15 protein-coding genes are annotated in these 21245 nt (G+C 59.5%); 4 read left to right on the top strand and 11 right to left on the bottom strand.

Features of this window, described 5'->3' with window-relative positions:
• Positions 1 to 6 precede the first annotated feature (6 nt).
• The 9 genes from nifK to YU3_RS0125780 all read right to left on the bottom strand — a co-directional run bounded on the left by nifK (position 7) and on the right by YU3_RS0125780 (position 11498).
• A complete protein-coding gene (nifK, locus tag YU3_RS0125820) occupies positions 7 to 1545 on the bottom strand; it encodes a nitrogenase molybdenum-iron protein subunit beta (protein WP_027168918.1) in 1539 nt (512 codons plus the stop codon).
• Positions 1546 to 1670: 125 nt separating this feature from the next.
• Complete coding sequence (nifD, locus tag YU3_RS0125815) at positions 1671 to 3173, bottom strand: nitrogenase molybdenum-iron protein alpha chain (protein WP_027168917.1); 1503 nt, start codon at positions 3171 to 3173, stop codon at positions 1671 to 1673.
• 92 nt (positions 3174 to 3265) lie between these two features.
• Positions 3266 to 4159 carry a nitrogenase iron protein gene (gene nifH, locus YU3_RS0125810; RefSeq protein ID WP_027168916.1) on the bottom strand — a complete coding sequence of 298 codons (894 nt, stop codon included), beginning with the start codon at positions 4157 to 4159 and terminating at the stop codon, positions 3266 to 3268.
• 1304 nt (positions 4160 to 5463) lie between these two features.
• Complete coding sequence (locus tag YU3_RS0125805; RefSeq protein WP_027168915.1) at positions 5464 to 6519, bottom strand: LLM class flavin-dependent oxidoreductase; 1056 nt, start codon at positions 6517 to 6519, stop codon at positions 5464 to 5466.
• Positions 6520 to 6705: 186 nt separating this feature from the next.
• On the bottom strand, positions 6706 to 8304 hold the full coding sequence (locus YU3_RS0125800; protein WP_027168914.1) for an SDR family oxidoreductase: 1599 nt from the start codon (positions 8302 to 8304) through the stop codon (positions 6706 to 6708).
• A gap of 77 nt (positions 8305 to 8381) precedes the next feature.
• A complete protein-coding gene (locus YU3_RS0125795) occupies positions 8382 to 8927 on the bottom strand; it encodes a nuclear transport factor 2 family protein (RefSeq protein WP_027168913.1) in 546 nt (181 codons plus the stop codon).
• Between the two features lie 257 nt (positions 8928 to 9184).
• Positions 9185 to 9388, bottom strand: coding sequence for a ferredoxin (locus YU3_RS0125790; RefSeq protein ID WP_027168912.1), 204 nt, complete (start codon positions 9386 to 9388; stop codon positions 9185 to 9187).
• Between the two features lie 39 nt (positions 9389 to 9427).
• On the bottom strand, positions 9428 to 10645 hold the full coding sequence (locus YU3_RS0125785; RefSeq protein ID WP_027168911.1) for a cytochrome P450: 1218 nt from the start codon (positions 10643 to 10645) through the stop codon (positions 9428 to 9430).
• Between the two features lie 157 nt (positions 10646 to 10802).
• Complete coding sequence (locus tag YU3_RS0125780) at positions 10803 to 11498, bottom strand: nitrogen fixation protein NifQ (protein ID WP_027168910.1); 696 nt, start codon at positions 11496 to 11498, stop codon at positions 10803 to 10805.
• A 933-nt stretch (positions 11499 to 12431) separates the two neighbouring features.
• Here YU3_RS0125780 and YU3_RS37595 point away from each other — a divergent pair.
• Both YU3_RS37595 and rpoN read left to right on the top strand, forming a co-directional pair.
• Positions 12432 to 13025, top strand: coding sequence for a peroxiredoxin (locus YU3_RS37595; protein ID WP_051334091.1), 594 nt, complete (start codon positions 12432 to 12434; stop codon positions 13023 to 13025).
• Between the two features lie 30 nt (positions 13026 to 13055).
• Positions 13056 to 14492, top strand: coding sequence for an RNA polymerase factor sigma-54 (gene rpoN / locus YU3_RS37590; protein WP_036259577.1), 1437 nt, complete (start codon positions 13056 to 13058; stop codon positions 14490 to 14492).
• 246 nt (positions 14493 to 14738) lie between these two features.
• Here rpoN and YU3_RS0125755 read toward each other — a convergent pair whose 3' ends face one another.
• Positions 14739 to 16649 (bottom strand): ABC transporter ATP-binding protein, encoded by a 1911-nt coding sequence (locus YU3_RS0125755; RefSeq protein ID WP_027168906.1) that lies wholly within the window; start codon positions 16647 to 16649, stop codon positions 14739 to 14741.
• Positions 16649 to 18409: an ABC transporter ATP-binding protein gene (locus tag YU3_RS0125750; RefSeq protein ID WP_245273668.1), complete on the bottom strand. Its 1761-nt coding sequence runs from the start codon at positions 18407 to 18409 to the stop codon at positions 16649 to 16651. Before YU3_RS0125750 ends, YU3_RS0125755 begins: the two co-directional genes overlap by 1 nt.
• A gap of 1064 nt (positions 18410 to 19473) precedes the next feature.
• On the opposite strand from YU3_RS0125750, the gene YU3_RS0125740 reads away from it, so the two are divergent.
• Positions 19474 to 19794, top strand: coding sequence for an iron-sulfur cluster assembly accessory protein (locus YU3_RS0125740; RefSeq protein ID WP_027168903.1), 321 nt, complete (start codon positions 19474 to 19476; stop codon positions 19792 to 19794).
• Between the two features lie 248 nt (positions 19795 to 20042).
• On the top strand, positions 20043 to 21221 hold the full coding sequence (nifS, locus tag YU3_RS0125735) for a cysteine desulfurase NifS (protein ID WP_027168902.1): 1179 nt from the start codon (positions 20043 to 20045) through the stop codon (positions 21219 to 21221).
• The last annotated feature ends 24 nt before the right edge of the window (positions 21222 to 21245 follow it).

Genomic DNA, 21245 nt, shown 5'->3' with positions numbered 1-21245 from the left:
CTGCTTTTAGCGGGTCAGATCGAAGGAATAGTCGGTGCCCGGCTCGATCGTCTCACGGTCGAGCTTGTCGAAGATCTTGTCTAGGATTGTCGTCAGCACGCGCAGGCCGCCCTGGTAGCCCATGAGTGGGAAGCGGTGGTGATGGTGCCGATCGAAAATCGGGAACATCAGTCGGATCAGCGGCGTGCCCGTGTCGCGCTCCAGATACTTGCCGTAGGAATTGCCGATCAGCAGGTCCACGGGTTCGGTAAAGAGCAGGGAGCGCATCGCCCACAGGTCCTTGCCTGCCCAGACCTGGGCATGCTTGCCAAAGGAGGACGCTGCGAGCATCCTCTTCATCTCGGCTTCCCAGGCGTTGGTGCCGTTGGTGGCCAGGCAGTGGGTCGGCTCTCCGCCCGTCTCCATCACGAAACGGGCCATGGCGTGGACGAAGTCCGGGTCACCATAGATCGCGTATTTCTTGGCGTGCAGCCAGGACTGGCTGTCGGCCATCGCGTCGACCAGGCGGCCACGTTCCAGGCGGATCGCCTCGGGGATTTCCTTGCCGGTTATCGCCGATACCCTCATCAGGAGCTCGTCGGTTGCCTCGACACCGATGGGATAATGAAAGGAGGCTGTCGCCTGCCCGACCTGCTGGCAATATTCCAGTGTCTTGCGGGTGTTATAATGTTGCAGCGACAGCGTTGCTTGCGCATTAAGCGCCGCTTTCACGTCCTCGATCTTCGTGCCACCATCATACATGCGAAATTCGCCGTCCGACGGGGTGTCATACTGGTCTGATGCGTCCTGGATGAAAGTGTAGGACACACCCATCAAGTCCAGCAGACGTTTAAGCTCTCGATTGTTGCCGACGCAGAAACCGTCGAAACCGGGAATGATGTTTATGACGTTGGGCACTTCAGCGCGCTGCTTCCCCATCCAGAAGTTTTCCAGCACGCCCTTGACCATTACGTCGTAGCCGTCGACATGGCTGCCGACAAACGCCGGCGTGTGGGCGAAAGGCACTTCGAAGTCCTGTGGTACGGAGCCCTCCGTCTTGGCATTTTCAATAAACGAATGCAGATCGTCGCCGATCACCTCGGCCATGCAGGTGGTCGAGACGGCGATCATCTTCGGGTCGTAGAGCTTGTAGGTGTTGGCGAGCCCGTCGATCATGTTCTTCAGCCCGCCAAACACGGCTGCGTCTTCGGTCATCGATGACGAGACCGCCGAGCACGGCTCCTTGAAGTGGCGCGACAGGTGCGAACGATAATAGGCCACGCAGCCCTGGCTGCCGTGGACGAATGACATCGTGCGCTCGAAGCCCGCGGCCGCGAATACCGCGCCAAGCGGCTGGCAAGCCTTGGCTGGATTGACGACAAGCGCTTCGCGCGCGAGGTTTTTTTCCCGATATTCCCAGGTCTTGGTGAATTCGCGTTGATCGGTCACGATCTCGACCGGGTGCGGACATTCGAAATTCAGCCTCTTTTCGGCAAGCATCTGCCTGTATTCCGCCTCGCGGAACAGAGGAGCGTGATCGAGGATTTTTTCGGCCGACTGCGGCATTGGGGGGTACCTTTTTTGATCTGGGCGCGCCACCCGGCGGCACAGGGACGTCAAGACGTTCGGGTCTCCCGCGGATCAATAGCCGCAGGCGTTCGAGGCCTCGCTGGCGCTGCGAAGCGAGGTTCTCATTCGGCTGCCATGGCGGTCGACGGCGTGGTGTTTTTCTTCCACGGCGCGTCGAAGAGATCCCAGACCGGGTTGTTGATGGCCATGTCCATGTCACGGGCGAAGATGGCGAAGCCGTCATAGCCATGGTAGGGGCCGGAATAGTCCCAGGAGTGCATCTGACGAAACGGTATGCCCATCTTCTGGACCGGATACTTCTCCTTGATACCGGAGCCAACGAGATCGGGACGGATTCCCTCGATGAATTTTTCCAGTTCGTAACCGGTCACGTCATCATAGATCAGCGTCCCCTCTGTCACGTAGTGACCGGTGCGCTGATAGTCGTCGTTGTGCCCGAATTCGTAGCCTGTGCCGACGATCTCCATACCGAGGTCTTCGTAGGCGGAGATGACGTGCCGAGGGCGCAGGCCGCCAACGTACAGCATCACCGTCCTACCCTCCAGGCGTGGCCAATATTTGTCGATGACTGCCTCCACCAGCGGGCGGTATTTGGCAATCACGTACTCGGTTTTCTCCTGGATCTCCGGCCCGAAATGCTTGGCTATGTTGCGTAGCGAGGATTCGATCTGGGAGGGCCCGAAGAAGTTGTACTCCATCCAGGCGATGCCGTATTTTTCTTCCATGTGTCGGCAGATGTAGTTCATCGATCGGTAGCAATGGATGAGGTTGAGCTTGGCTTTGGGTGCCCGCTCGATTTCGGCGAGCGTCGCGTCACCCGACCAGTTGCCGACCACGCGCAGGCCAATCTCCTCGAGCAGGATGCGCGACGCCCAGGCATCACCGCCGATGTTGTAGTCGCCGATGACGTTGACGTCGTAAGGACCCACCTCGAGCTCGACGTCCTTCTTCTCAAAGACCCAGTCGCGGATCGCGTCATTGGCGATGTGGTGGCCGAGCGATTGCGAGACGCCGCGGAATCCCTCGCAGCGCACCGGCACGATGGTTTTTTCGTGCTGCTTGGCCTTTTTGCGCGAGACCGCCTCGATGTCGTCGCCGATCAACCCGATCGGGCATTCCGACTGAATGGTAATGCCCTTGTTCAGCGGGAAAAGCTCTTCGATCTCGTCGATGATCTTTTCCAGCTTCTTGTCGCCGCCGAAGACGATATCCTTTTCCTGAAAGTCGGAGGTGAACTGCATGGTCACGAAGCTGTCGATGCTGGTGGTCCCGACATAGTAGTTGCGGCGCTGCGACCAGGAATATTGGCCACACCCGACGGGCCCATGCGAGATATGGATCATGTCCTTGACCGGCCCCCACACCACGCCTTTGGAACCGGCATAGGCACAGCCCCGGATGGTCATCACACCGGGAATGGACTTGATGTTGGATTTGACGTCGCATTCGGAGAGAGGTTGCGCCTCTCCGGCTACCACTTGGCCGCCGGCGGCGACGCCCAAGTGTTTCCTGCGCCGCTTTGCCGTTTTTTCTGGATAGCGCGATAGCACTTGCTCAATGAGCTTGGTGTTCAAAGCGCCGTCATTTTGAGAGTCAAGGCTCATAAAACTGCCCTTTTTGAGGTTCTTGGCCGGCGCCTTTAAACGCCGTTCGGTGAAGGCCCCGGCTTCGAGCCTCAGGCCCGGTCCAGCGGCGACTACTGAGCAGCCGCAGATGCAGCTTCCTTTGCTGCGAGCTCGGCCAGCATCTGCTCCTCCGTCTTCATGATGCCGAAGTCGAGCAGCATGTCTTCCAGCTCTTCCATGGTGATCGGCGTGGGCACGGTTCCTTGACCGCCATTGGCGTGGATCTTCTCGGCGAGCGCGCGGTATTCCCCCGCCTGCTTGGAATCGGGCGCGTATTGGATCACCGTCATCTTGCGCAGTTCGGCGTGCTGGACGATGTTGTCACGCGGCACGAAGTGGATGAGCTTGGAATTGAGCCTTAGCGCGAGAGCTTCGGCCAGATCGAGTTCGCGGTCGGTCTGGCGCTCGTTGCAGATCAGGCCGCCCAGACGCACGCCGCCCGAGTGGGCATATTTCAAGATGCCTTTGGCGATATTGTTTGCAGCATAGAGCGCCATCATCTCGCCGGACATGACGATGTAGATTTCCTGTGCCTTGTTCTCGCGGATGGGCATTGCGAAGCCGCCGCACACAACGTCACCAAGCACGTCGTAGGACACGTAATCCACGTCGTTGTAGGCGCCATTCTCCTCAAGGAAATTGATCGAAGTGATGACGCCGCGGCCAGCGCAACCAACGCCCGGCTCGGGTCCACCCGATTCCACGCATTTGATGTCCTTGTAACCGATCTTCAGCACATCCTGGAGCTCGAGATCCTCGACTGACCCTTCCTGCGCGGCCAGGTGGAGCACGGTGTCTTGAGCCTTCGCGTTAAGGATGAGACGGGTCGAGTCGGCCTTGGGGTCGCAGCCTACGATGAGAATCCTCTGCCCAAGGTCGACCAGGGCGGCGAGCGTGTTTTGGGAGGTGGTAGACTTTCCGATGCCCCCCTTCCCGTAGAACGCGATCTGACGCAGACGCGACATGTTGCTTTCCCTTCCTTCGTTCCATTAATTGCGGCTAGCGCACGCGTGACCGGGTCGGCAGCTCAGCCGCCTCGCAAGGGAACAATCAAAACGCGTGCCAACCTGGTCGGATCGAGTGATGGAAGAGCTTTGTGGTTGCTTTTCAGCTATTTAGTATGAGGCAAATCATACATTGGCTAAACAAGCCCATGTCGCGGATTGGACAAGCCTGCACGAAAGTGTCCATGGCTAGAAGTTGACATTCGCGGAGGCCACAGCGGCTGGCGGCCCCTTTCCCCTCACGGCTGGGCTCATGCGCGGCTACCCGCGATCCGATGTTCTTTCCACCATGTCGCAGCCGCCTATCTGGTGGCTTGCAGTGTCGCTGTAACCAAGGATTCCAGACCTGATCCATCTGGCGGCGATCCGGGCGGGTCCATGGTCTCGCCCGCCACCAGGAACGGACCGGCGCCCGTGTGTCGCTTCAGTCCAGCGTTTCAGGCCTGGCCGCCGCAGCGCCATGGTTGAAAGCACTCCCGCAGTCGCTAGATTACAAATGTAACGCGAAATCAATGCAACGATCGCTGCTGGGTGGTAGCCTTACAGTAGCAGAAGCTACTTAAGGAGTTTGAATAATATGGATCTCGACGTCTTTCAGGCCATGATCCCTGTCGCAAGACGCCCGGTGACACTCGTTTATCTCAAATTCACTTCATTCGCGGCTGCGCGATCTGATGCGCTGCTTGTGGGAAAAGAGGCGACAATTACCAGAGAGGAGATACCTTATGAACCGTAGCACCATTCCGATGCTCACACTCACCGCCGCCGTCGGCACATGGCTCTTCGACACGCCTGCTGTGCGGGCTGACCCCGTTGCCGATATGTGTTACCTTTTCTGCTCCTCGACGCAGGATCAGGATGATGCCGTTGCCGCGGTTTGTTCATCCTTTTGCTCTTCATCTGACTCCTCTTCTGACTCCATTTCGCTTCCAATGAACCCGCAGGCCAAAGCGACAAGCACGCCAGAGGGAGAAAGTCCGACTGCGACCACAAACGCTGGGAGCGCAACGTCAGTGACGCCTTGACGGGAGCAGCTTCCGACATCCCTGTCCAACCTTGCACAACAAGTTCGAGGGCGATGATCTTGGCGAAGCCGGAGCGCGCCGGGCATGCGCGGCAGAAGGCCGTGCAGAGCAGCGGGCGCAGCCGATGCAAGCCTTTCAGTAGATAGCTGTCTCAGCCTTGGGCACCGCGTCTGTGCCGTCATCGAACGGCCGCCGCTTTGTTATGCCAATTGAAGCGAGCGCCGAAATGCGGCGAGAAGTTCAAACCTCCACGCGAGCGAGAGCCTTGTTGACTGCCGGGATAATCTTGTCCCCCCAGAGATCGAGCTGGCGCAGCATCGCCCTTTGATCGAAATCTCCCAGTTGGGTTTGAATCGCGACCTGATCCGGTTTTAGGATGTCAATCTCTTCCAGTAGGCGATCGATCACACGATTGACCCCGCCGATCGGCAAGTTGTCGCGCATAGTCTCGAGCGACAGATCATGCTGCGTCGGCGTTTCCTGCAGCAGGTAGCCGTCCTGGCTCTGCTGGCGGCGCTGCTGCAGCGCTTCAGACAGCCGGCGCTGGAAGCGGGCGTTGTCGAGATAGCTGTTGATCTCTGCCGCGTCATCGCTGGCATAGCAGCAGCGAAGCAGCGAAATTCTGGCATCCGCAACATTCTTGGCCTCCGAAGCAGCCGCCTTCGCAATGCTATCGCGCAGCATGCTCACAGTCTCCAAACCATTGTGGAATGCCGTGACAAAAAGATTGTGTCCCTGACGATACGCGCGGCTCATGCTGCGCGCGGAGCCAGCGGCAATCCAGATCGGCGGGGTCGGCTTTTGGACGGTTTTTACCGAGATCGCCGTCGGCGGGATGGTCTCATACTGGCCCTGATGCTCGAAGACCTTTTGGTTGAGCCCTTTGAGAAGAATCTCCAGATATTCCGAAAAAACGGCTGGAGCTTCATTGACGTCGACGCCGAAGCGCTCAAACTCGAACTGCTGGTAGCCCGAGCCGACTCCCAGTTCGAGGCGGCCGTTCGACACGACATCGGCGAAGCCTATTTCGGAGAGCAGGCGCTGCGGTTGATAAAGCGGCAGCACGCAGACGCCGGTGCCCAGCCGAATGGCGCTCGTCACGCCGGCGCAGTGGGCGACCATCATCAAGGGCGACGGAACCAGGCTATAATTGTTGAAATGGTGCTCGGCGAACCAGGTGGTGTTGAAGCCAGCCTGCTCCGAAACGACTGCCTGTTCGACGGCGTTGCGAATGACGCTGTCGGACGATTGATGATAGCCGCGTTGAGCGGCCAGGATGAATGTTGCGAATTCCAATGTGATGCCTCGCTTACACAGAGAGTGGCAGAGACGTGTGCGGACGGCGTCGGAGGCGCTGTAACGTGTGGAGCGAATTCGCCTCGCATCCCGGGCCGCGGTTTGGTGCCACCAGCAGGAGCTTAAAAGCCCGTGAAATTTTCGGCTCCGAGGAGCCCGTCCAATCGCCTGGGGAACAGCCGGCAGTCATTCCACGGCCTCGATTGACTCGTGATCGGGTTCGTTGGCGAATCCCACATCGCCGAACGAGGTCGAGCCGCCATCCACGCAGAGGCTCGAGCCATTGACATATGAAGCATCAGGCGAAGCCAGGAAGAACACTGCGTGCGCGATCTCTTCGGGCCGTCCCATCCTGCCCATCGGAATGCGCCGGCTGATCGCTTTCGGGTCGATGCTGCCGGGCTTCGTCAAATAATCAGTGTCGGTCGTGTCGATGTAACCAGGAGCAACGGTGGCTGTTCGAATGCCGACCGGCCCGAATTCGGCTGCCATGCACCGGGTAAGGATTTCTATGCCTGCTTTGCATGCGCCATAGGCATGGCGCCTTGCGACGGGCAGAAAGCTGTTGATTGGTCCGAGATTAAGGATCACGCCTGCGGGACGCATCATCTTGATCGCCTCACGCGCGCAGGTGAAGGCGCTGGTAAGGTTGACGTCCAAGATGCGTTCGATCTCTGCCGGACCTTGTTCGATCCCCGACACAGACGTATCGACGACAGCAGCACTGTTGACGAGAATCTCGAGGCGGCCGAAGCGCCTGCGCAGATCATCGAAGAGCCCCACCACCTGACTCTCGCTGGCCACGTTCACGCGTGCTACCACGTGGTTGCCGCCGAGCGATCGAGCGAGCTCTGCCGCTGCACCGACATCGCTGTCGGCAATCACGACAGTGTCGCCGTTCTCGGCAAAGCGACGAACGATGGCCGTGCCTATGGCGCAAGCCCCACCCGTGACGAGCACGATCCGTCCATTGGTGTGTTCGGCCGGACGGGAGAGCTCGGCTTGTGGCGTCTCGTCCATCGGCGGATGCGCATCGCCCGGCTGGTTGAAGGACATCCAGCCTCCATCTACCGTCAGCACCGAACCGGTGATGTAACTCGCTTGCGGGCTGGCCAGAAACCGCACGGCCCGGGCGATCTCGTCGGGGCGGGCCATACGCCCGATCGGGACGCGGCGGCGCACCGTCGCTAGATCCACTTTGCCCGCGCGTTCAAGTTCGGCGACCATCGGCGTACGCACATAACCCGGCGCTACCGCCGCCACGCGGATGCCGCGCGAAGCCCATTCGCACGCCAACGATTTCGTCAAAGAGATGAGGCCCGCTTTGGAGGCGGCGTAGGCGTTGCGTTTGGGATTGCCGACCACGCCAGCGATCGAGGCCACGTTGACGATGACAGACCCTGGCAGCATCCGCCTCGCCGCTTCGCGTGCCATGACGAAAGGCCCGATCAGGTTTACTGCCAGGGCGCGTCGGAAGCACACGATGCTGGTGTCGACAGTCGCGGCCACGGAGGGCCCAACAGCCGCGTTATTGACGAGGACGCTGATCTGAGCGAACTGTGCTTCGATGCGGCGACAAAGGGCACGGATGTCCTTGGCTCTCGAGATATCGCACTCGAGGCCGAGATGCGGATGGCCAAGACCGCGGGCCAATTCAAGCACCCCGCTTCCGGGAAGGTCCACCGCCACGATGACGTCTCCATTGGCGGCAAACGTATCGGCTAGGACCCGGCCAATTCCGCCTGCAGCGCCTGTAATGATGACGACGCGCGCTGCCAGCTTCATGAGAACGCCACCGTGCTAGCGATCATGCCCAGCGGTCAGGGCTTCGCCGGAAGAAGCACTGGCACATTGCGGGGTTGTCATAGCCTTTTGCCTCCGCCGCGGCGCGTCCCCAGCCGATAGACCGGATCATCCGGATAAGGTGCACCGATCGTCTGCCGGGGCGGTCCGAACCGATCCGCTTCGCAGCCTGCCGGTGCGGTCTGCTCCTCCAGCCAGTCGTAAACCACCGTCCGTTCGGCAATCCGCCACTCGCCTTCCCTCTTCTCAAAAAGATCGCAGTAGCGGCCGCAGAGGAGCAATTGGCGCGTCTGTTGATCCTCATCCGTTCCGCGCTGGAGCGCAGTGAAATAGCTCTCGACGAGGGCGCGTGTCGGGCGAGTGAAGTCGATCAGAATGTTGGTAACCTGATGGACGTTGCGGGGTCGGGTCTTGAAGACACTCAGCGCAAACTCCACGAAGCCCTCGGCTGAGCCGCAATAGGTCCCATGATTGTCGTGGGCATCGGGCCAGTACGCGCTTCGCAGAGCCGACTCGTCCGCGCGGTCTATTCCGCGGCAGTAGCGGTAAAGGCAGTCGCGGATTGCCTCCCGGTCGAGCAGTTCGGTAAGTTTTGCCTGGTCCATTGTCTTGTCCAACTTTGAGATTGGAGGAGGTGTTTCCGCTCATGCAGTGACGCGGCACGATCGTGTGTCGCCTAATGCTGAAGGGAGCCGAACTGTCGACGAACTTCCCCCGGCGGTTTTGGGTCATATCGAGCGGCCGACGCCGGAAAGGGCCACCCAATGCCCAGTTGGACAAACCTGTCGCAGGAGAGAAGGGGCGCGGCGCTTTCCATACGCGGGATGCCGCTTGACTCGGTTGATAAGGACGAACACCCGTGTCAAGCGGCGGCCGTGAGATCGATTACCAGTGCACGTTCTGGGCACGATCGCGCGCCTTGTGACGCGAGCCGTTCGTCCTTCTCCGCCACTTTGATGTCACCGGGCAGGATGTAGCCCTCGTCATCAAGCTTGAAAATGTCCGGTGCGTGCGCCCAGCATCGCGCGTGGCCCTGACACTTCGTATTGTGGACGATGATCCGCATGCGCTAGCTCCATGTCTGTTCTCTGACGGCCGGCGTTGATCAGGACCAATCCAGGATCAGATTTTCGATCCCGAACACATGGCCGCCATGGGCAATAGGCGCCGTACCCTCCTTGATCCGGAAGGGCGGGATGCGCGCCAGCCACTCCTCCAGGCCAATGACAATTTCGCGACGCGCAAGGTGTGAGCCAAGGCAGCGGTGGGGACCATAGGCAAAGGCGGTGTGGCGGTTGTGCTCTCGCGCCAGATTGATCGTGTTTGGACAGTCGAATTCAGCCGGATCACGATTGGCAATCATTGAGGCGCAGGAAACATAATCGCCCTTTCGGATCGGCGCGCCTTCGAAGTCGATATCTTTGGTTGCCACCCGGATTATCTGCACAGTGGGATAAGCGCGCAGCAATTCTTCGGCTGCGAGCACGATGCGGTCGGGTTCGCTCCGCAGCCATTCCTGGTCTTTCTGATTGCGCGCCAGATAGGCCAAGTCGAAGCCTATCGCTGTTGCAACCGTGTCGAGACCTGCAGCGAACACGAGCACGCCGATGCCACGGACTTCCTCGTCGGAAAGTGGGCGGCCCTGCACCTGTGCCTGCACGACAAAGGTCATGAAATCATCGCCGGGCACCTTGCGGCGCAGGGCTGCAAGTTCGTCGATGAAAGCGACAATCCGTTGGGCCGCCGCTAGCCTTTTGGGAACATCGCCGTGGAACAGATTCTTCCCCCAGCCGACGAACGTGGTGAGCCGGTCGTCCGGTAGCCCCAGAAAGCGAAGAAAGATGTTGACCGCGAAAGGAAAGGCAAATTCCTTCATTAGATCGCAGCTCGTGCCCGCGGCGGCGATGCTGTCGATCAGTGCGACCGCCCTTTCCCGAACAGCCGGTTCCAGCGCTGTGACCCGCTGGGGTGAAAACAACGGGTTGAGCAGTGAACGAAAGATGCCATGGGCCGGTGGGTCGAGTTCGAGCGGGATCATCGGCCAGTTTTCGCCAAGCGCGGATGCGAAGATGCTGCGGTGGCTGGAAAAGGTTTCAGTGTCCTGCAGCACTGTGCGCTGGTCTTTGGCGCGTGTGATGACCCAGGTGCCCTGGCCATCGCGCGTGTTGTTGGGGGAATAAAAGATCGGCGGCCCGTCATGCACGCATGCCACAGCCGCGTGTGGATCTCCGTTGGCCGTCGGCGCCATCCCAGGCGACGTGAACAGGCTGAAGTCCCTTACCATTTCGGGCGGGACGTGATCTGGAAGCGGGTTGCTCGCAATCTGGTTTTTTCTCATCTGGCGGCTCCTTGGGGCCGCATATGTTCGGCCTTCGGCTCAAACGACTGTCACGAACACTGGCGAAGCGATGAACATCGCTCTCCCGGCACGCCGCCGGACCCGGCGCCGGCCACCTCGTTTCCGCTGACAAAAGCGGCTGTTAATTCAGATCGATGTCATTCCTGATCCGGGCCAGGAAGCTTTCGTCTTCCTCCGGGCCAAAGCAGCTGTCGAAATCACGGCATTCCCCGCAACTGGGCGCTGTACATATGGAAAAGCCTTCAGACTCGCAGAGCGTGCGGTAAAGGTATTTCTTCCATTTCATGTCTTTCGCGTTGCCGGCTGCCAGCAACGGGAAATGCGCGGCAAGCAACCGGCCAAGTTCGGCTCGGTTGAACAGGCCAAGATCTTGCCAGAGATGGTCATCGCGCATGGCGCGCCGGGCGATGATCTTGGCGAACCTGGCGCTCGCCGGGTCGCCCGGCCGCGCGTAGACGAGCAGCAGGTCGCGCAGGAGTTCTTCCTCCATCTCCAGCTCGGGGTCGGTCGCCTCGTCCAGGGCGAAGGCACAGATAGGGACAGTGGGGAAACTGAGCGTCAGGAGATCCCGCAGTTCGGCACACGAAAGCCCGGTTGCCTCCGTCGCTGTCGTCTCGCCGGCGTCAACCTCCTCGAGCGCTCGTGACAGGACACAGGCGAGCACATGTTCGTCGAACCTCGCCGCGGGGTCGATTGAAGGCCATGGACCAGTGCTGCGCGATCGTGAGTGTCGAAGCCGATGAGGCCGATAGGACCTTTGAAGCGCGCGCGGGATGCCCGTTCGCCACACAATGCGCGTCTGAGACTTACCTGACATGTTCCCTCTCCTCATCGGCCGCGATGTCACCTGCGCAACCCATGCCACGATCGGCAGGTTCATGCGGTCTGATCCTGTGGGAGGTTCAAATGCCGTGCCAACTGCACGAGAGGAGCTATTTCGGCTGATCATTCAACCGTTTGGCGGGCGCGCAGCAAGGAGGGGCGAACACCAACGTGTCGCGAGCCCGACAAATTCGACACTAGGGGTGTCCGTTCGCAGCATTTGCCAGAGATGGCGGACACGATATTTCCAAGGCGAAAACGGAATTCCCCGGCTCTTACGAGCGCGCTTCGCATTTGTTCAATGTTCGACATACAAATCCAACGTAGAACGCATCGCCTTGTTTAGAAAAGACTTTCTCCGTTGGCACGGGACGTGCGTAGGATCCGCGAACGCTTAACGCACCGCGGAGAGAACCTTGTTGCTGAGTGAATCCCAATGTCGATGCGGCTTGAATGCGGCGCGCGTGCGCATGCCGTCTGAGTGCGCTTGGCCCAACGCAGTCGTTGTTGACCGTGCGGCAAGGCGTTTCCGGTGCGATGAGGTATTGCTCGACGTTTACGGCCGTTCGACAAATGGTTGGACCGTCGGTCTCAAGCGCTGCCACCAAGCTGGTCGGGACATCGTCGATTGCGATGGATCTTTGTATCGTGGCGTCGGCAATGCTGACGTAATCGCCCCGCCGCTTGTTGATCGAGGACAAGTCACTCGTGCTCGATATCTCTTCCACCGGCATGGCCACACGAGGCGCGCCAGAGCGCCTGGACCGACGCCGACGGATGCCGCGGACCAGGAACCAGAGCCTCCCTTGCGGATGGTGAGGGATCGGGGACCGCAAAGGGCCTCAACTCATGTCCGGCCAGCGGTCGGGATGCCTCAACCCAAAGCGAGAAGCAGTGCGAAAGTTTCCCTTCCAGAGGAGCGATTTTGATGACCGTTAATAAGAAAATTCCGTCTGTTACCTTTCGCACACGGGTTCGCGACGACTTCGTTGGGGTGCCAAACCCCTACCGCTGGGCAGACTACACATCCGACGATTATTTCACAGGCAAGCGCGTCATCCTGTTTTCGCTGCCTGGCGCCTTCACCCCGACCTGCTCGACCTACCAATTGCCCGATTTCGAAAAGCTCTATGATGAGTTTGAGAAAGAGGGAATTGACGCGATCTACTGCGTCTCCGTCAACGACGCCTTCGTCATGAATGCGTGGGGCAACGCCTTGGGGCTTCGCAAGGTCAAGCTCATCCCGGACGGCTCGGGCGAGTTCACGCGCAAGATGGGCATGCTGGTCGCCAAGCACAATCTCGGCTTCGGAATGCGATCCTGGCGTTACGCCGCTGTCGTCAATGACGGTGTGGTGGAGCAGTGGTTCGAGGAGGAAGGTTTCGCCGACAATTGCGACACCGACCCCTATGGCGTTTCGTCGCCGCAGACGGTTCTTGAAGCGCTTAGGGGCCTCAAATTCACGGCCGCGAAATGGCCAGCGGAAGCAGACCGCTCACACGGTCCATCACCCAGACCCTAGCTGCATCGCTCGACGGGAGTTCGCGGTAGTATGAAGACCTCAGCAAGTCTGATTCAGAGCCAGAGGCAATCTCAGGTTCTAACACCGCAGCTCATTGCGTCGATCCGCTTGCTGCAACTGGCGCATGCTGAATTGCATCAATTCGTTGAGCAGGAAGTCGAGAAAAACCCGCTTTTGGAGCTGACCGAAAACAATGACGAGCCTTATGGTGGTGTTTCGGCCATTCCGGGGGAGGATCGGCCCATCGGCGACCGCGAAGGAGACGTCAATGGGCCAAGGGCCGAGCCCTCGGAGCGGCTGACGCAACAGAAGTCAACCCGCGACACGACCGGCATGTCGCCCGGAGAAAGCCCTGCCCTAGAGACGTTTGTCGCCACCCCCGAAACACTGCACGAGCATGTCGCTGGTCAGATCGCCCTGACTGTTTTCACGCCACAGGAGCGGCTGATTGCTGGCGAGCTTGCCGGTTATCTGGAGGACACTGGATATGTCCGGGTCAACGTTTTGGAGTTGGCTGAAAGCTTAAATGTTCCGGAGGCTGTGGTGGAACGTGTTCTTGGAACTCTGCAGCTTTTCGATCCGCCTGGAATATTTGCGCGAACTCTCAGCGAATGTCTCGAGATACAACTGCGTCAGCGAGACCGGTTCGATCCGGCGATGGCGGCTTTGGTCGCAAATCTTGAGATGCTCGCGCAACGCGATTTTAAGGCATTGAAGCGGCATTGCGGCGTGGATGAAGAAGACCTTGTCGACATGTTGCACGAAATCCAGGCGCTGGATCCCAAGCCTGGAAACAAATTCCAATCCGGAGGGCCCGAATCCATCATACCCGACGTCTGGGTCCTGCCCTCGCACGGGAGTGGGTGGCAGGTCGAACTGGATCCGAATACGCTGCCCAAGGTTCTGATCAACCAAAGCTATTTCGTCGAAGTCTCGCGCCGAACCGCCCAGGACCCTAAAGATCAGGCATTTCTCAACGAATGCCTGGCGAATGCGAATTGGCTGGTCCGCAGCCTCGATCAACGCGCCAAAACGATCCTTAAGGTAGCGGCTGAAATCGTCCGCCAGCAGGATGGCTTCTTGCGCCATGGCGTCGCTCATCTGCGGCCTCTCAATCTCAGAGCTGTCGCTGAGGTGATCAACATGCATCAATCGACTGTAAGTCGGGTGACGTCCAACAAGTACATGCTCACGCCGCGTGGCGTGTTCGAACTGAAGTATTTTTTCACCGTCGCGATCGGCTCCTCCCAACACGGCGACGAACACTCCGCTGAAGCCGTCCGCCATCGCATCAAGGCAATCGTCGGTGTCGAAACCCCTGACAACGTGCTTTCCGACGAGGACATTGCTGTCCAGCTCAAGGAAACCGGCTTCGACATTGCGCGCCGCACCGTCACAAAATACCGCGAGGCGATGAACATCCCCTCTTCGGTGCAACGCCGCCGCCAAATGCGTGGGTGGCGTTAATAGCCATCACATCTTGGCTGGCTGGTCCGCCGACGAACGGATTTTTGACCCCAATCGCGTGGGCGGTGTTGCTCGTGTGACGCGGCTTTCGTTTTCTTCGGATAGCGCAGCTTTCGACCGCAGCGCCTTTCCCGGCAACTGCACACGGACAGCGACATAGCTTCAGCCACGTAGACTATGGATAACTGCACTTCGTCCAGCGCCCCGTTTCTTGTTGCGGCCTTGGCGTGGCGGTCTCGGCTGGCCTCAGGTCTGGGAGCCCGCTTGCGGCGTGATATCGATTTGCTCCTCGTCCGGAATGTCGTTGAACGACGCATAGTTGAGGTTGTAGAGTTTCGAGTATAGCCCGCCGATGGCCATCAGCTGATCGTGGTTGCCGCTTTCGACCACTCGTCCGTTCTGGAGCACGATGATGCGGTCGGCACCGCGGATCGTGGCAAGACGGTGAGCAATCACGAGGCCGGTGCGGCCTTCAAGAACTCTTGCCAGAGCCTTCTGGATCAGCATTTCCGTGTAGCTGTCGATATTGGCAGTCGCCTCGTCAAGGATAAGGATCTTGGCATCGGCCACGAGAGCGCGAGCGAAACTGATGAGTTGGCACTGGCCCAGTGAGAGATTGCCGCCGCGCTCGCCGAGCGTGGCGTCGTAGCCGCCGTCCAGGCTCATGATGAAGTCATGGGCCCCGACGGCCTTAGCGGCATTCATCACGTCGTCGCGCGTAGCGTCCGTCTTGTGGTAGCGGATGTTGTTGAACACCGTTCCAGTGAAGAGGAACGGCTCCTGCAGGACCATGGCGACCTGACGTCCGAGCGATTCCTGCGTAAGATCGCGCACATCATGTCCGCCGACCAGCACCTGGCCATGCTGGACTTCATAGAAGCGGTGGAGAAGCGCCATCGCGCTCGATTTGCCTGAGCCGGTCGGGCCGACCAGCGCGACCGTATCGCCTGGATTGACCCGGAAGGAGACATTCTTCAGCACCGGATAATTGGGATCGTAGCCGAACGTGACGTTCCTGAATTCGACCGAGCCGTCCATCAGCGGCGAAAGCACCTTGGCGTCGGGCTTGTCATGAATTTCGATCTCGACGTCGAGCACGTCCGTCAGTCGCTTGCCCGACGCCATTGCGCGTTGCATGACCGAGTACTGTGCAGTGAGTGAGCGGATCGGATCGAAGAAGCGCTGGATGTAGAAAAGGAATACGATCATCACGCCCACATCGATGCGGCCATTCATGACCTTTGAACCGCCGACGACGATGACGACGGCTGTGGCGAGGCCCATGAGGCTGTCGACAATCGGCACCATGATCTGGGCATATTTGTCGCCAATCAGATGCTTCTTGAGACTGGCCCGGGCCTTGTCGTCGTAGAGGAGAAAATTGACTTGCTGGCGATCCATGGATTGCACGGCCCGCACGCCATGAATGGCCTCAGCCAGCGCGCCATTGGCGACTGAATTAAATTCCTGCGCGGTCGTGAAGGCATCGCGGGCGTGCGGCAGCCAGAACAAGCGTACGATGAACAGAACTGGCAAGACAGACAGCGTAAGGAGTCCCAGCCGAAAGTCCAGCCACAGCATGACGGAGACGATGCCCAAAAGAAGGGCAATATCGCCCACCGAAAGCACTGAGGTCTGGAGGAATTCGTGCATCGAATTGACGTCGCCCTGTAAGCGCGACATCAAACGCCCGACCTCGGTCCTGTCCATAAAGGAGAGCGACACCTTCTGAAGATGGGCGAACATGGCGCGGCGAATATCGAAGATAACATTCTCGGCCATTTTGCTGATCACTGTGTCTTGCGTGTAGCTGGCTGCGAAATTGAGCAAAATCGTGACCAGAAAGGCGCCGGCAGCCGCTAGCAGGGCAGAGCGATCATCGCTCCCGGGACGCATGCCGTGCTCAATCGCATAGCGGATGATTAGCGGAATGAGAAGCTGCGTGGCGGCGAAGATCAGTACCGCGGCTATTGAGATAACCAGCTTTGCCCGGTAGGGTCCGACGAAGGCCCAGATCCGCCGGACAATGTTCTTGTCGAAGGCCCGTCCGAATATCTCTTCTTCGATGCGGTGCGAGCCGACAACTGCGCGCGGCGGGCGCGTACCGAAATCGCGCATATCATTGCGCTCGGTTTCAACTTCGCCGGGATGGGCCATCAGCTCGCGCCCCCATGCGGGGTCAACATGCCATCGCCGGGGCGCAACTGGAGGTCATGAAGGGCTTTGTAGCGCCCCCCCTTGGCCAGAAGCTGTTGATGAGTGCCGCGTTCAACGACCTCGCCATTGGCGATGAACAGGATTTGATCAGCGTGCATGAGTGAGCTCAGCCGGTGGGCAATGATGATCGTCACGCGATCCTTGGCGAAGCGCCGCATCGAAGAGCGTATGCGCTGTTCCGTATCGGCATCGATCGCCGCAGTGGAGTCGTCGAAGACAATGACTGACGGGCGCAGCATCATGGCGCGGGCAATCGTGAGACGCTGACGCTGGCCGCCCGAGAGGGAAACGCCGCGTTCGCCCACGACCGTCTTGTAGCCAGCGGGCAGGCCGAGGATGTAGTTGTGCAGTTGGGCGGACTCGCAGGCGCCCGCAATACGCGGTTCCCTGGCCCAGGGATCGCCATAAGCGATATTGTTCTCGATCGTTGTGGTGAACAGAAACGCATCCTGTTGCACGACCGCGACCGCTCTACGCAACGTGGAAAGGGTGACGTTGCGGATATCTTGCCCGTCAAGCGAGATGGTGCCGCCAGTGACATCGTAAAAGCGGGGGATCAGATGAGCCATCGTCGACTTGCCCGATCCGGGTGGACCAACGATTGCGATCGTCTCGCCCTTGCGGGCCTTGAAACTGATATTCTTCAGGATCGGGCGGTCTTCAGCGCTAGGATAAGCGAACGAGACATTGTCGAAGCGCATAGTGCCCTCGCTGATCTCGAGGGGCTTCGCATCGGGAGCGTCCTTAATCATGATATCGAGGTCGAGGAACTCCAACAGACGCGATCCGCAGGTTGAAGCGCGAGCGAAGCCATTGACCATCAAGCCGATTTGGCGGACCGGCATTTGCAAGATGGTCATGAATGTCAGGAAGCTCGCAAGCGTTCCGACGCTGATCTCACCAGCGATAACCTTGTTGCCGCCAATCCAGAGGACCAGCCCCGTGGCAACCCAAAAGGAGAAGGTCATCGCCGAACTGTTGCGCACGTGAATGTCAACGCGTTGCTGGGCAAGCGCCAGGGCGCTCTTCGAGGCACGCTCGAACTTCAGCATCTCATGAGCCTGAGCCGAAAAGGCTCGGACAACGCGGATGCCGCAGAGATTTTCCTCCATGACGCGGCTCAGGACCGAAAGTCGCTCTTGCAGGTCCAGCCAGGTGGCGCGGAGCCTGAGCTGGGTGACCGATGAGCGCCATCCGACGAAGGGAACGAAACTCAGCGCCAAGAGGCCGAGCACCAGATTGGTGGACAGCAGCATATAGGCGCCGATTCCGATTAGCATGGTGAGCAGCACGGCGCGGACCACGGCGCTGGAAAAATAGATCCACACGCCTTCCAGATCGAGCATGCAGATCGTGATCAGATCGGCTGAATGCCTCCGGTCATGAAAGGAGAAGCTCAGGCGCTGGATCTTCTCATAACAGGCGAGCCGCAGCTCGTATGCGATGTGATGCCCAACCGATTCGGCGAAATAGGTCTGTGTCATCGTGAAAACACCGCGCAGCACGCTGACCGCAAGCAGCAAGAGAGCCGTGGTCCAAAGCGCTTGTTCCACGGCTCCCGCAGAGAAATCGCCGTTGTTGGCTGTCTGGACCTGGTCAACTGCGCGACCGATCAGTTGAGGAATAAGCAGTTGGAGGGTCGCTGCGACGAGAGTCGAGCCGATAGCGAAGGCAACCTGCCACGGGTGCCACAGATTCATGCGGCTGATACGCACGAGTGTGCTTAGGCCCCGACCCCAGCCTGCCGCCTCCACATGCGCGAACGATTTCCTCGGATAGGTCGCGCTGTCGATGACGTCACGGTTCACGGGCGTATGTTCCAGATCTGTTTTTCTGAGCCGTGGAGAGGGCTGAGTTGAGCCCGTGAAAGACCAAGGCGGCCGGAGATCATTACGACGGCAAGCCGTGCGCTATTCCTTGCCGTCCAAGTGTTCACGGTCACTGGCCGAGCACGCGTTAGCAGCAGGTCGCCCCTAGTCGGACTCGAGCTCGGTCACCTTGTGCAGGGGAAAGCGCTGAGGCGATGGCGGGGAACTGCGGGGCAGGACGCCCCGCAGTTCGGCACGCGAAGACCGGCCGACGCTATGGCCGCGCGCCGGCGTTGATCTCTTCGCGTGCTCGTGCTGGCCGCGATCTTAGCGTCAACCGGTTTGTTAGGGGTCTCGGTGAATTTCCGAAACGTCCAAGACCGGTTGTTGCCCGATGGGTCGGGTATCGCGGCCGACGATCAAGATCCTTCGCCCAAGGATGACAATGGCGGCGCGCGCATTTGGGGCGGCGGCCAATGCCGGCACCACTTTGCCGGTTGAATGAGGAACCGAGGCAGACCTGACACGTTGCTGTCCTTCCTTCGTTCTATCGATCGCGATGTCACCCGCGCCGCCAATGCCGGCCACCGCTTCTCCTGCCGGCTAGCGATGAGGCATCAAAAGTCATGCCAAGCGAGCAGGAAGAGCGTCACAAAAGAATTCTGCTAGTTTTCAAAGGCTTGAAGGAGCCACCAGAGAGCCAGGCCGAACATCGCCATGTCGTGGGCTCGACAAACCCGACAGTGGGTTGATTGCCAGACATAGCGCAGGCGCAGGACGATCCCAGTCACACGCGATCCAACCGTGTGACGCGTTGTCCGATGTCCGACGGTGTTAGACATTCGTCCGAGAGCTGTGCCACGGCTATCGCGTTGTTTAGACAGCGACTTTCTGTTTTGGCACGGTAAGTGCGGTGCCGTCCGCGAACGCATCGCGGACCGAGGAGAAATCGTCCCATGATCACGCTCACCGAAAATGCAGTCGCCGCGATCAAGACCGCCCTTTCCCAAGCCGACGAGCCGGCCGAAGGTTTGCGCATCATGATCGAGAGTGGCGGCTGCGCGGGATTGAAGTATCTCATGGGCCTGGAAAGCCTGGCCCGCGAGGGCGATGCGGTCATCAAGACAGACGGGGTCAGGGTGTTCGTGGACGCAGATACTCAACCCTATGTCGCGGGCATGACCGTCGATTTCGTCACCGGGTTCGAATCCTCCGGCTTTATCTTCGACAATCCGAACGCGACGGAGAAATGCGCCTGTGGGAAGTCCTTCGGCTAATCGCGTCGGAGCGACGGACCCATCGCGGCAGCGCAGACCTGTATGGCGGGCGTAACACATGTCCTTGCCCTGAAGAACAAGGCACAGTCGAGGCCATTCCGGGAGCGGGGATCGCTGCGGGCGGGATGCGAGAACGTCGCTGCCGAAACAGTTCCGTCCCAAGCGGGAGGCTGGCGGCCGCGAAATGACGACGCTGCAGGCAAGGCGCTGGGTCTGCGCTGCACGTGTCTCGCTCACCAGGAGGCCCCATGAGCCAGATCTATCTCGACAACAACGCAACGACACGAGTCGATCCTGAAGTCTTTGACGCGATGCGGCCGCTTTTTATGGATCAGTTCGGCAATCCTTCGTCGAAGCACGAATTTGGCGCTGCAGCCGGCGTGGCGGTGCAGAAGGCGCGCCAACAGCTGCAAGCGCTGATCGGCGCGGCTTTCGAAGATGAGATCGCCTTCACCTCGGGTGGAACCGAAAGCGATAATGCGGCGATCCTTGCGGGGCTGGAGGCGATGCCTCGCCGCACAGAGATCGTGACTTCCATGGTCGAGCATCCGGCTGTGCTGGCGCTCTGCGCGCATGTTGAGACGACGCGCGACGTCAAGGTGCATAGGATTCCGGTGGACCGCCAGGGCCGGCTCGATGTCGTCGCGTACAAGGCCGCCCTCACGCCGAACGTGGCAGTCGTGTCGATCATGTGGGCAAACAACGAGACCGGTACGATATTTCCTTTGGTCGAGCTTGCTGAATTGGCCAAGGAAGTCGGCGCCCTTTTCCATACAGACGCGGTGCAGGCGGTCGGCAAACTTCCCATGGACCTGAAATCGACAGCCATCGACATGGTCTCGCTTTCCGGCCACAAGCTGCACGGCCCCAAAGGGATCGGGGCGCTTTATATCAAGCGCGGCGTGCACTTCGGTTCGCTGATCAAGGGGGGGCACCAGGAGCGCAATCGGCGTGCGGGCACAGAGAATACCCCTGGCATCGTCGGCCTTGGCAAGGCAGCCGAACTCGCCTTGAAATTCATCGATGAACAGAGCACGCGGATAAAGTCTCTCCGTGACCGCCTGGAGACCGGACTTCTCCAGAGTATTCCAAACGCTTTCGTGACCGGCGACCTGGAGCAGCGGCTGCCAAATACCAGCACCATTGCCTTCGAAAATATAGAGAGCGATGGCATGCTGCTTCTCCTCAATCGCGAGGGGATCGCCTGTTCCTCCGGCTCGGCCTGCTCCTGCGGCTCGCAGGAACTGAGCCATGTCCTGAGGGCGATGAATATTCCCCACACGGCGGCACAAGGAGCAATCCGGTTCTCCTTGTCGCGTGACAATGACGAGAAGGATGTCGACCGAGTGCTCGAGGTCATGCCTGGGCTGGTTGAGATGCTGCGTGCGCCATCGCCGATCTTCAACGGATATGGCGATGGGATCTAAATATCCGAATCTCAGCAGACCAGA

This window comes from Mesorhizobium sp. WSM3224 (assembly GCF_000427725.1).
GTDB lineage: Bacteria > Pseudomonadota > Alphaproteobacteria > Rhizobiales > Rhizobiaceae > Mesorhizobium.
Note: the sequence above shows the minus strand (reverse complement) of the source record. Positions and strands in the feature narration are given on the sequence as shown.